The 12308-nt window shown below is 32.2% G+C and carries 12 protein-coding genes; 8 read left to right on the forward strand and 4 right to left on the reverse strand.

Annotated elements, in window-relative coordinates:
- Positions 1 to 23 precede the first annotated feature (23 nt).
- The 3 genes from CPHY_RS05690 (at position 24) to CPHY_RS05700 (ending at position 2748) form a co-directional block, all read left to right on the forward strand.
- Complete coding sequence (locus CPHY_RS05690) at positions 24 to 605, forward strand: DUF2500 domain-containing protein (RefSeq protein ID WP_012199102.1); 582 nt, start codon at positions 24 to 26, stop codon at positions 603 to 605.
- Between the two features lie 329 nt (positions 606 to 934).
- Positions 935 to 1795 carry a hypothetical protein gene (locus CPHY_RS05695; RefSeq protein WP_012199103.1) on the forward strand — a complete coding sequence of 287 codons (861 nt, stop codon included), beginning with the start codon at positions 935 to 937 and terminating at the stop codon, positions 1793 to 1795.
- Positions 1792 to 2748, forward strand: a complete 957-nt coding sequence (locus tag CPHY_RS05700; protein WP_012199104.1) for a U32 family peptidase — start codon at positions 1792 to 1794, stop codon at positions 2746 to 2748. Before CPHY_RS05695 ends, CPHY_RS05700 begins: the two co-directional genes overlap by 4 nt.
- A gap of 1 nt (position 2749) precedes the next feature.
- Here the strand turns inward: CPHY_RS05700 and CPHY_RS05705 are convergent, their stop codons facing one another.
- Together CPHY_RS05705 and CPHY_RS05710 are read right to left on the reverse strand one after the other, a co-directional pair.
- Complete coding sequence (locus CPHY_RS05705; RefSeq protein ID WP_012199105.1) at positions 2750 to 4372, reverse strand: tetratricopeptide repeat-containing diguanylate cyclase; 1623 nt, start codon at positions 4370 to 4372, stop codon at positions 2750 to 2752.
- A gap of 15 nt (positions 4373 to 4387) precedes the next feature.
- Positions 4388 to 5731: a GGDEF domain-containing protein gene (locus CPHY_RS05710; protein ID WP_012199106.1), complete on the reverse strand. Its 1344-nt coding sequence runs from the start codon at positions 5729 to 5731 to the stop codon at positions 4388 to 4390.
- Positions 5732 to 5973: 242 nt separating this feature from the next.
- Between CPHY_RS05710 and CPHY_RS05715 the strand changes: the two genes are divergently transcribed.
- The 3 genes from CPHY_RS05715 (at position 5974) to CPHY_RS05725 (ending at position 8825) form a co-directional block, all read left to right on the forward strand.
- Positions 5974 to 6735, forward strand: coding sequence for an ATP-binding cassette domain-containing protein (locus tag CPHY_RS05715; RefSeq protein ID WP_012199107.1), 762 nt, complete (start codon positions 5974 to 5976; stop codon positions 6733 to 6735).
- Positions 6736 to 6905: 170 nt separating this feature from the next.
- Positions 6906 to 8354, forward strand: coding sequence for a M1 family metallopeptidase (locus tag CPHY_RS05720; RefSeq protein WP_012199108.1), 1449 nt, complete (start codon positions 6906 to 6908; stop codon positions 8352 to 8354).
- Positions 8355 to 8450: 96 nt separating this feature from the next.
- The gene (locus CPHY_RS05725; RefSeq protein ID WP_012199109.1) at positions 8451 to 8825 is read left to right on the forward strand and encodes an MmcQ/YjbR family DNA-binding protein; all 375 of its coding nucleotides are present in this window, start codon (positions 8451 to 8453) and stop codon (positions 8823 to 8825) included.
- Positions 8826 to 9081: 256 nt separating this feature from the next.
- Here CPHY_RS05725 and CPHY_RS21635 read toward each other — a convergent pair whose 3' ends face one another.
- Positions 9082 to 9246 (reverse strand): hypothetical protein, encoded by a 165-nt coding sequence (locus tag CPHY_RS21635; RefSeq protein ID WP_157668662.1) that lies wholly within the window; start codon positions 9244 to 9246, stop codon positions 9082 to 9084.
- A gap of 359 nt (positions 9247 to 9605) precedes the next feature.
- Between CPHY_RS21635 and CPHY_RS05730 the strand changes: the two genes are divergently transcribed.
- Complete coding sequence (locus CPHY_RS05730; RefSeq protein ID WP_012199110.1) at positions 9606 to 10133, forward strand: RNA polymerase sigma factor; 528 nt, start codon at positions 9606 to 9608, stop codon at positions 10131 to 10133.
- Positions 10134 to 10215: 82 nt separating this feature from the next.
- Positions 10216 to 11739, forward strand: coding sequence for a hypothetical protein (locus CPHY_RS05735; RefSeq protein WP_012199111.1), 1524 nt, complete (start codon positions 10216 to 10218; stop codon positions 11737 to 11739).
- Between the two features lie 242 nt (positions 11740 to 11981).
- Here the strand turns inward: CPHY_RS05735 and CPHY_RS05740 are convergent, their stop codons facing one another.
- Positions 11982 to 12203 (reverse strand): hypothetical protein, encoded by a 222-nt coding sequence (locus CPHY_RS05740; protein WP_041703260.1) that lies wholly within the window; start codon positions 12201 to 12203, stop codon positions 11982 to 11984.
- Positions 12204 to 12308: the final 105 nt, after the last annotated feature.

The raw sequence follows: 12308 nt of genomic DNA on the forward strand, positions 1-12308 counted from the left end.
GAAGTTCGTTAGGAGGCGATCGTATGATGATTGGAAAAGAAAATAGTAAACAAAAATCACTTCGTATCTTATATGGTTTAGGTATTACAATACTATCAGCGTTACTGGTTTTACTGTGTACCTGGGGATACCTTGAGAACAAATGGACGGCGAATCCTTCTATATGGAAAATGCCCCTTCTTGGTATCTTAGGTATCATCGTAGTACTTGATCTTCTTATCTTTGTATTGTTCGATGTAATTAATAAAAATATTAGAAAGATAATGGCTAAGGAAAAAGAAGTCGAAGCAAAACTTATTTCGAAGTCTAGTTACCCTTACACTACGCAAAAAGCTATGGTTACAAATAGTGCTGGTGGGCGTTCTAATGTAGATTTAAGCCACACGTTTTCAGGTATCAAATATGAAGTACTCTTTCAATTACGAGATGGAAAAATGCTAACCTTTATCGTTTCGAAACAGTTTTATGATACATTACAGGAAGGAACGGAAGGTAAACTGCATTATAAAGGAAAGAATCTGATTGGATTTTTAAATGGAAATATAAGTGTTCAAAACGGAGAGGAAAAGAAGGGATTTGTTTCTTTCGCTGATGATTTTAAATAACGAATATAACAATAAGAAAAGGTATCTCCCGTATAATGGGTGATACCTTTTTTTGCACTGATCGTTATCTATTGATGAGGTGTTACAAACAAATCTCCAATGCGAGCCTCCTTTTAAGTTATCTGGACATGCCTTAACTAAAAGCGGAGATCGAAATTAAGAAATGATATGCTTATGTTAACAGCAAACATTCAAGAATTTGCATAGATTTTTATAGTTATGGAAATTATAGAGAATAAAAAGGACTATTGTAATTAGTAACGTTATTTTGCTAAAGCCCTTTTGAAATACCATGAAGTGCGAAAGACCGCACAGATATGAGGTGAAACATGGGAAAAAAGCTATGTTTAAATTTTTGTGAGATACTAGAGAATATTATGTCGGTAGCTCCCGAGGTAGAAACTGTTATACAAAAAGTTTTAGAACTGGCAGGTTATACGGAATGCGAACGTATCTATGTCGGTTCTTATTTTTGTAGTCAGTACGTACTTAATTTATCCCACAAGTTAATTGATAAAGTAATTAAGGAAGTGGACAACATGGGCATAAAAGTTACTTTGGTATTACCTATGTTCACAGAAAAAGACCTATTACGTGGGAAGGAAAAAATAGAAGAATTCTCCTCTTATTTTCTTAAGGAAATTGATGAAATTACGGTAAATGATTATGGTATGCTAGAGTATATCCATAAGAAATATCAGAGGATTCCTATTAACCTTGGAAGACTTATGTTTAAGGATTATCGTGATCCTAGATATGATGAATACTACCGCAAATCAAGCAAACCAAAGTATTTTACAAGACTTCTTAAACAAATCTGTAAACAGTATCAGGTGACTGGATTAGAACTTGATATTACTCATGAGCAAATCGATATATCGGATGCTCCTTCTGAAACTAAAATTGCAATTCATGTTCCTTATAGCTATATGACGGTGGGTATGGTTTGTGAATTTGCCTCGATACCATATGAGATAACAGAAAAATTTCGACCGAATCTTCCATGCCATAAAGAATGTTTAAGGAACCGAATCAGCTATCATATGTTAGAGGATAGAAAATATCTTAAGATTGGACGTACGGTTTATTTTGACCATAAGGTTTATTTTGACCATAAGGATGGAATAGTTAGTGGGAGTAGGAATTACCGAGAAATATTTGCACCGATTGATCTGGAGGTTAAGGCATGAATATCTTAGTTCCCTTAAATAGTGCAGAACATATAAAGGATTATATGGAGTGCGGTGCCAAAGAATTCTATATTGGATTCTATGATAAAGAATGGTCAAATCACTTTGGTGAATATGCAGATATTAATCGTCTCACTGGATTTAAAGAAAGTGCGAATCCCAATAATTTAGAAGAAATGATAAAAGTGATAGAAACGATTAAAGCACAAGATGGGATTATATTTGTAACGTTTAACTCCAGTAGTTATAGTGAACAGCAATTGGAGTATATTAGAAACTATTTTAAAAGTTTAGCAAGAACTAAGGTTGATGGTGTTATTGTTTCCTGTATTGAACTTGTAACTCTTGCAGTGGAGGAAGGATTGACTGCCAGTATCAGTACCATTAGTGGTATCTATAACTCCGATATGGCAAGATTTTATTATGAACATGGTGCATGCAGAATCATATTACCAAGAGATTTATCCTTAGATGAAATAGAAGGGATAAAGAATACTGTGCCACAGCCGGAATATGAGGTATTTTTAATGAGGAATGGCTGTATATTCTCTGATTCCAACTGCCTTGGGTTACATCGATTGGAGCAAAAATCTTTTTGTAGCTGCTTATTAAAATCAAAGAATGAATTTGTAGAATCAATAGAAGAGTTTGAACTTCGTCATCAGATGGAATTAAATAATATCCTTTATAACCAATATTATCATGATATGGCATGTGGTATGTGTGCTATCTATCGATTATTAAATATGGGGATATCCGCCTGTAAGATTGTTGGCAGATCGGATGATTGGGAAAATATCTGTGCTGATATTAAAGATGTTTATGAAAATATTCAGATAGCTTATGATAGTAAATCAGAGGATGAATATAAAAAACGTATGGTTTTTCCGAATAATAGCAAGCAGATTTGTAAGCTTGGTTTATGCTGCTATTATCCGGAAGCAAGATTTTAACTTAATAGGAAACGATATGTCCTTTCCCTTCATCTTTCGCACGATAGAGGGCTTTATCTGCATTGCGGATAAAGTCATTCAAGCATTTTTCTTTTGTAGGAACACTATAATAGTATCCAATACTTAAGGTAATGTTAGATTGCCTCATTGTTTCTGCAATCGGAATTTGCTTGTTTGCCACGCCCTCTTGAATGCCTTTTGCTAAGTTTATTAACTTTTCTTCTTCTGCGTTATAAGAAATCAGAACGAATTCATCTCCTCCAAATCTAGCGGCAAAAGCATTTCCAGAATTCTCTCGAATTGAATTTGCAACTTGCATAAGACAATAATCTCCTACGATATGTCCGTAGGTATCGTTATAGGATTTAAATTCATCAACATCAAGTACGATAATTCCAAGAGGTACATTATTGTGCCTCGCTTCATGTAACTGACTTTCTCCATATAGATTAAGAAAATTACGATTAGCTAAACCTGTTAGAGAATCATAAGAGGAACGTATTTCCAATTCTTTTACTTGGGCATCCTTATTTTGCTGTATAAGAGCATCCTCCTCAATCTTTATATGACTTAGTAAATTAGATTGATAGATACGATCCATCTCTTGATGGCGTTTTTGCAATAATTGAAAGTAATCATCATAGAGTGATTCCATTTTTGTTATATCACCAAGAGATTCATAGTAGGTAAGTTTCCGTTGATATACCATTAATGTAATGGTATTACTGTGACATTCTTTTGCAGTATTTTCAAGCAAAGAAAGCATTTCTTCTATATAACAAAAGGCGGATATCTCAATTAAATAATCTAGGATATCTAAATAATCGTGAATAACATCTGCATTATACAAAATATTTTTGGAGCAATATATAATTTCTTCAACAAGAGAAAGAAAATTACTGTAATCTAATAAATTTGTAGTATTTTGATGTTTTTGCTTTAGTTTTTTATAGGTAACCTTAGCATTTGCAACATTAATATATTGCCCCATACTCTGAAGTACTTCCTTGTTCGTATGAGAGGGAAGGTTATCTAAATATTCAGTTGCTTTCTCGTAATCTTGTAATTTCTCATAAAGCAAGGCATAGTTGATATGAAAAATAAGCTGATTTAGCTCGGCATCTATTTGAGGACCATGTTCTTTGCTATCAAGATCATAGTAGTAATCTGCCGTTTTGTAACATGCAAGTGCTTTTTCATATTGTTCCATATTAATGTAGACAGATGCCATATTCATATAAGTGCAGCTGAGGGCAATATAATTTTTTATTTCCTTTAAACAGTGAATGGATTGATGAAAGTAGTCAATTGCAATAGATTCGTTACTTTTTTTACAGTAAATAGAGCCAATCATATTACAACACTTTCCTTCTAAAGCCATATCTTTTAGCTCCTTAGACATCGTAAGTACTTTATAAAAATACTCTAAAGCTGAGTCTAGTTTACTTTGCAGGTATTCTGTCTGACCAATAAAAAAATAAGCAGTTGCGATGGCTATCTCGTCTTGCTCCTTTGTTGCGGTGGATAGAAGTTCGTCGTTTGCTTTAATCCATTTAGGTAAATCCACATAAACATATTGTTTGGAGGCTTCAATTAATTTTTCTATTGTATTAGAAGATTTCATGATTCCCTCCTAGATCTATGGTAAAACATTCACAAAGGTTATTTGGTTTTTATTTGATTTTTTCCCTTTATATAGAGCGTAATCTGCGCGACGCACATAATCTTCCCAGGTCATATCGTAATTTGGTATTTCATTTACGACGCCTTGACTTATGGTAAGAGTCCCAAAAGGAAGAACATCGGCAATTATTTGGTCACAATTTTTTAAATCTGTGCTTATGTTCTGGCAATATTCTTTAATCTGTTCATTGGTTTGGTCATAAAAGATAACTAGAAATTCATCTCCACTTAATCTTGCAGCAAAAGCGGTGTCACTGTATTTTTGTAATATAATACCTAATAGACTAAGATATTTATCTCCAATTAAATGTCCAAATTGATCGTTGTATAGTTTAAAGTTATCAATGTCTAACATTAAAACACCAAGGCTTTTCTGTTCTTTTCTAGCCTTTAGAAAATGGCTTGGTCCATATTGATTAATCCGATAACGATTTGGTAATTTGGTTAAGGAATCAACCTCGGCAATTGCTTTTAGCTTGGCAATTCGCTTGTTTGTTTTAACCTTTTGTTCATATTGATGAAAGATAATATCTTTAAGATAAATATTCTTATCTTTCATCTTTTTATATTCTTTCTCTTTTAAATTTGTTAAGGATATTAATTCAAGAAATGTATTTTTATAAGAAATTATATCATTCGTAGATTTATAATAGAGTACTTTGCATTCTGCAAGTTGGCATTGTGAGTCAATTCGATTGGATTGTGTTACAATTGATGTTAAGATATCTAGTATTTTTATAGAAATTTCATATTCTTCTAATGAGATACTGTAACGAAATAATAGAATGAATTCGTTGAAATCTCTTAGTATAGTCGAAGGATTCAGTGGAAGTTCTAGTAATGTTTGTACCTTTGAAACGAAGAGAGCTGGCTTGTCCTCCTTATAGGCAAGTACACCTTCTAATAACAGTAAGTGGTGTTGCATCCTCTTATTCTTTATCACTGATTTTTGAACTGGTTCCTTCACTAAGAAATCTCTTGATAATTTTGTTTGATTAACATAACAGTGAGCAAAAGCTATCTCAATAGTCTCCCAAGATATTAATTCTTCTCTATAAGGAACGGTATTATCTACAGACTGATAACAATCAAGTGAATTAAAATAATAATCAATAGCACGTCCATATAACCCGACCTTATAAGCAATTGAACCAAGGGCATGGCAGAATAGTCCACGCAAAATAACGTCCGATTCCTTAGACGCATCAACCAATCGTTTCTTAAAATAATCAAAAGTATCTTGATCGGATTGTTGATATACCATTTGATTGATTAATCCAATTTCTTCTTGATAATCCATGACAAAAGATATCCCCCATTACATTAATAAAATGTAAAAATATGCTAAGTGCCGATTAATCAATAGTATAGCACAAAACTATTTTGGAGGAAAGTGGAAGTTTATTAAAAATATAGAAAGTTAAAGAAGACATGAACTAGAGGTTTTAATAGAAAAATATAGTTATCTAAAGTGGATTGACATGGCCTATTAATTGTGATAGACTAATACCCTTTTGACAGTAAAAATGAAAGGTAATAATTATGTATAATGAAATACTGATTGATAAAATATCAAAAAATATAGATGGTAAAAATATTTTACAAAACGTGAACATGCAAATAAAAAAAGGGGATACCATTGGATTTTTCGATGTGGGTGATGGTGCAAAGTCAGTTTTATTTCAGATTTTGTGTGGAGAACTGACTCCAGATAACGGAATAGTTTATTATCGAGAAGAACAATTAGGCAAATTTAGTGAGACTCCACGAGATGTGGGAATCTCTATCCATCCCATGGGATTTATAAAAGAGTTTAACGGTTACAAAAATTTGAAATATATTGCTGGAATTAATGGAAATATTGAAGATGTTGAAATCATTGACTCTATGAAAACGGTTGGATTAAAACCTGAGAGTCGTACGAAAGTCGGAGATTTTAGCACACGTATGTCGCAAAAGTTAAGTATTGCTCAGGCAATTATGGAAGGACAAGATATTTTAATATTTGATGAACTATTTACCAAAGAGAATATTAAAAATCACCGAGAACTCCGTAAGATCCTTTGTTTATTAAAAGAACGAAATATTACTATCCTATTAACAAGCGACAAAAAAGAATATATAGAAAAAATTTGCGATAAAGGGTACATGATTCAAGATGGGGGAATAAAAGAGCTTTTTATTAAACAAGAAAACAAAGACGAAGAACAAATAGAGGAAAAACAAATAGAGGAAGAACAAATAGAGGAAGAACAAATAGAGGAAGAAATGATAGTAGAAGAAATAATAGAAGAAGTAAGCTGAAACCTAAAGTTCAATCCACTATAGTATTATTTTTTTATCTATTTTCCACAATATATTGTAAAGTTATGGTAAATATGATATTCTTCGCTTAATGAGATTCTAGTTCATGAAAAGATGAATTGGCTTGCCAATTCATCTTTTATTTCTAAATAAAAGAGTGGGAGAAAGAAATGAATCAGGGGGATATGGTAAGTAAGGCATGTTATAAGAGAAGGAAATCGGCCTTCATAATAGGTTTTCTAGGTATTGCTATAAGTATTTGGTTGACGGGGTGCCAAGCTAAAGAGAAACGTTCTGACTCATTAAACGAGGGTCGAACTCTTTATGAAATTGAAGGGACATTGGATACAAAAGAACATATTTTAAACTTTTCTGAAACTATTACATACCAAAATAAGAAAGAGGTAGCGCTCTCTGAGTTATATTTACATATCTATGGTAACGCTTATCAGATTTATGATAGTACCAAAGGAATTCAAGTGTTAGCTGTAAATAGTATATCGAAAGATACACTTAACTTTGAAGTATTAGAACATAATCAGTTATTGAAAATCATACCCGAGAAGCCATTGGAACCAGGGAAAACAATTCAGTTTGAGATTAGCTGTAAGTTCCTAATACCCGATTTAGTAGAACGTTTCGGTTATTATCAGACACAGTATTGCTTTAGCTTTTTCAATCCTCAAATGGCTGTTTATGATGACAATGGATGGGATTTCTCACCTATGAGTTTAGTTGGTGACGGGCGTTATCATGACATGTCTGATTTTCTTATGAAAATTACAGTTCCCAAAGATTATGTAGTTGCTTGTGGTGGAGTTGAGCGTAAGAAAGATGTAAAAGAAGAAACCGTAACTTATACATTTGAAAATAATAACGCAAGAGATATCTGTATGGCAATATCAGATCAGTATGAAATCGTAGAAGATGAGTTAGGTGATATAAAAATTTATGCTTATTTTGAAAAAAATGTAGTAAGCCAAGAACGTAAAGATTCTTCAATGCAGCAGATAAAGGATTCCCTTGATTGTTACGAAACGGTATTTGGAGATTATCCATATGATACATTTCGAATGGCAATGATTACACAAAAGCCAAATATAAATGTAGCGATGGAGTATAGTGGATTGATATATATGCCAAGAGAAGCTTTTCTTGAGAATCAGTTTGTATTCTATGAACAAATATTAAGTCATGAAATTGCTCACCAGTGGTTTTACGGAATTATAGGAAATAATGAAACAACAGAAGCTTGGTTAGACGAGGGACTTAGTACTTTTGCTGTTGGAGTATATTTAGAGAAAGTAAAGGGAAAATCGTTGGCTGAGACCTATTCCATTCAAGGTAAGTATTTAAAATCGGATAAAGTCCCAATTAATAAAGAGATTACGGAGTACAAAGATAATTCTTATTTTATGGAATGCTATTATAAAGCACAATATTTCTTATATGAGCTTAGAGAACGAATGGGAGAAGAATCTTTTTTTAGAGCGATGAGAGAGTATTACGATACCTATGCGTTTAAGCAGGCAAATACAGAAGGATTTATTAAAATAATGAAACATAACTCGGCAGTTAGTATTGACGATCTTGTAAGTAACTATATCGCATTGCATTAATACATCGGCAGGAAGATAAAGTTTAGAAGATAAGGACAGTAGTAAGAAGATTCGCTTCAAATAAATGATAAAGATATGGAAAATGGGGTGGGTTATATGAATGCAACAGCAAAAGAGGTTATGGAGTATTGTTTAACCAAAAAAGATGCGTACATAGAGTATCCTTTTGGAGAAATTCCTATTGTATTTAAAGTAAGGAAGAAGATTTTTGCAGAACTATATCCAAATCCAGAAGACTATAAGATAACTTTAAAATGTGATATGGTTTTAGCGGATTTTTATCGTGAGCAATATCCTTCCATAGTAGTTAGAGGATATCATTGCCCGCCTGTTCAACAGCCATATCGTAACACAATATGGATTGATAGAATAAACAAAGAGATCCTATTTGATATGATAGATCATTCTTTTTTACAAGTAATAAAGTCTCTACCGAAAAGAGAGCAGATAGATTTTTCTGAATACTTATAAATATATAAATATATTGATGTTGATTCAATACTTTTCCGTTCATAAGAGATGTTGAAGTATAAGTTATACCATAAAAAGCGAGTGTATATCGAAATCCATATTGAAGGAATAGCTTCCATTATGAGATAATCGAATTCACTCGCTTTTTTAATTGTATTCAGCAATACTTACACTAATAAGGTAACATTCGTAAAGTACGCATTTTTAATGTGCGTGACAAGAAATGGCTTCTGAAGCGTACTTTTTCTTGTTTAAGTTATTTATTTGTATTATTCTTGGTAGCTTGCTTTTGTGTTGTATTTGAGCAGTCTGAAAGGTTAGAATCATTACTTGTAGAGTTCGAACAATTTTCAGATTTATTCGTGCCTTGTAATTGTTTCTCTCTTTCTTTTACATAACGTTGTTGGTACTGTTTACTCATAAGAACCTCCATTCATTCGCTTATATACTACGAATCTTTCTCTTTTTGATTTTATTAATTTACAATAATAGTATGATATAAAGTGAATGAGATTATAGTGTATCTTTCTGTAAATATAAAAACTATATTTTTACATATCTGATATAATGAAATATCGGAATGAAAATTATATTTGTAAAATAATACATGAAATTATTTGAAATATTTAATCTTAGTCAGTTAATAAAGTATTATCTCTAGACTGACCCACTAAAATAGATTACTTAAACGAAATAAAAAAGAGAATTTTAATTTTCAATTACTAAACGACAAAGATAAATCGTATTATTAGTAAAGGATAAATTTGTAGGTACTAAACGATGAATGTAGGTGAGGGGGGGAGTGCTAGATTGCCAGATTTTCGAAATGTATCCAAAGAGGCAGAAGTAATCTATCAGAACTATGTTGATATGGTATTCAGGATTGCTATTCAAAATGTGAGAAATATTATGGTGGCAGAGGATATCATGCAGGAAGTTTTTGTTCGATTATTACAACAAAATTGGGAGTTAATCAGTGAAGAACATTTAAAAGCTTGGCTAATACGCGTTACGATCAATTTATGTAAAGATCATTTTAAATCAGCTTGGTTTCGTAAACGTTCTTCATTAGAGGAATATGAGGATTATGTCTTAGATGGATTTCAGTCCATCAGGGAAAAAGAGTTGTATCATAAAATACTTAGCTTACCAAAACAGCAAGGTATTCTTATGTATTTACACTATGTTGAAGGGTATACCTACATTGAACTATCAACCATCTTTAATTTAAATCCGAATACAGTAGCAGCTAGGATTAGGAAAGCAAAGGGAAAATTAAAAGAATTTCTCGAGGTTGATCTTGATTAAAAGACATGTATCCAAAAGTGCTAATACTTTACTTGGAATATGAATTAGTTTTTTATAATGGTTTTTCGGAATGGAGGTTAACATGTATCAGGAAGAATATCAAAGCGTAATGAATCGGATTGGTTATAAGAATTCTAAAAAACAAGAAACTTGGGAAAAGATAACCAAGGAGTATCAAAGGCGATTACATACAAAAGCTGATATACAGGAAGAAATTATCTTTAAGAGAAGAAAAAAAGATAAATTACTGTGGATACCTATTGCTACTGGCAGTCTTGCGATAGTAATTATCTTAGCGGTGCTTACAAATGAGATATTAACTAGGATGCCAGATAGGATAACAGAAAGTTTATCAATTAAAAGCACGATATATCAAGACTTAAATATAAAATCAGAATTATTGAATCCACTATATTTAGAAAAAAGCAAAGTAATTATTACTCAGGTTGATAAAAACGATATTATTGTTATGTTAGAAGGAAAGTTAAGCGGGAAATTTATTATTCCTATGTTTGATACCGGTAAATATTATGTTGGAGACAAATTTGATGTGGACTATGAATTCGATGGAAGCTTAATTCATGTGGACCTGAAGATAGATGAAGATATATTTAAGCTTGGAAACTATTATGTTCTTGGTGCAGATTTTGTGATAAATGAAGAATATAGTTATATCGAAGATGTTACTCTGGATATCAATGCAAACCAACCAGATGAATATGGGGTAGTAAATCAAAATGAAATTCCAGATCAGATGGAACCAGGCTCTATCATACAATTCTTTGATGAATCACATTATCTGATTCTAGAGGGAGGAGCATATAATTACACACCAAATACCTTATTAGAAAAATATAAAAATTTGGAAAAGACAAGAAGAGAATGCAGGGAAAATAATTATACCTATACAGAAAAGGACAAACCGACAGAAGGACTTCGTGTTACTTATGGTAATGATGGAGGTATGTATCACTTTTACTATGAATTATCATTAGAAGGGATGAAATTAGATGGTCATGACTTACTTTGGCAAAGACCATTCTCCACTTTAGCGATAGGGGAAATTATAAAATATCATGAGGGTAAGTTACAACAAAAAGGAGAATGGACTGTAGCAAAAGAACCTGATGATAGAGGTTACTATTGGCATAGACTTGACTATCCAGGTATTTCATATCTTACTTTTTCCACGGTAGATACTCTGAACGAAGAATCACTCGTGTACTTTTTCATACTAACAGATAGTACTTATAAAACAAAATGGGGAGTATATGTTGGGTTGGAAGAAGAGAAGTTAAGAAAGCAAAATTTTGTACTTGCAAAGTACACTTTAGAAACGAATGAGATATCATTATATTTTAACAGTGAAGTAGATGCGTTATCAGAGAATTATTTAAAATCCTATCTATCACGAGTAGATGCTGGAATATTACCAGAAAAATTTGATACCATCTATTATTCTGCAGATATGATACCAGAGGGACAGATGAGACAATTGAAGGAACAGTACAGTTCCATAAGTGGGAACTCTACTATAGGTCTTGCAATATTTGTATCAGAAGGAAAGGTAGTGGAGATTGTAAATGATTGGCCAACAGCAGATTAGATTTTGCTAGGTTAGGACATATAATAAGAAAATAGCAGTGCAACAAGAGAACGATTAATTGGCGGATACAGCGTAACGAGGCATCGATTGTAATACATTTGAAAAAGGCGCAACTGGAAGTTGAAAAATCCAGTTGCGCTTAAAAAAATTACAAAATGTGATTATTTTAAGTATTAAATAACTATTCCATAAAAAAGAAGGTTTTTGGCATATAGATTGTCGTCAGTCTGAACCAGTGTAAATCAATCAGGATGGCGCATACGCCGCTGAATAAGAATAACTACTCGAACACCAACTAAAACAATACTAATAAATGTAATAATAGCTGATACAACTGCGATGGCACGAATTTTATCATATGTCATCAAATCAGAGATTCCATTGATAAGCATATGAAATGAAACCAAAGTAGTTATTCCACTAATTAATAACATCACTACAATTATAATAGTAAAAGCTTTCATATGCACCAATCCTATTGTTATTTTATGAATTTAGTTATTAGTGTTTTTTGTATGATTACGACTTTAAGAGTTAGTTACTAGGTACACTCCGGTCGCAGATATTCA

The organism is Lachnoclostridium phytofermentans ISDg (assembly GCF_000018685.1).
GTDB lineage: Bacteria > Bacillota > Clostridia > Lachnospirales > Lachnospiraceae > Lachnoclostridium > Lachnoclostridium phytofermentans.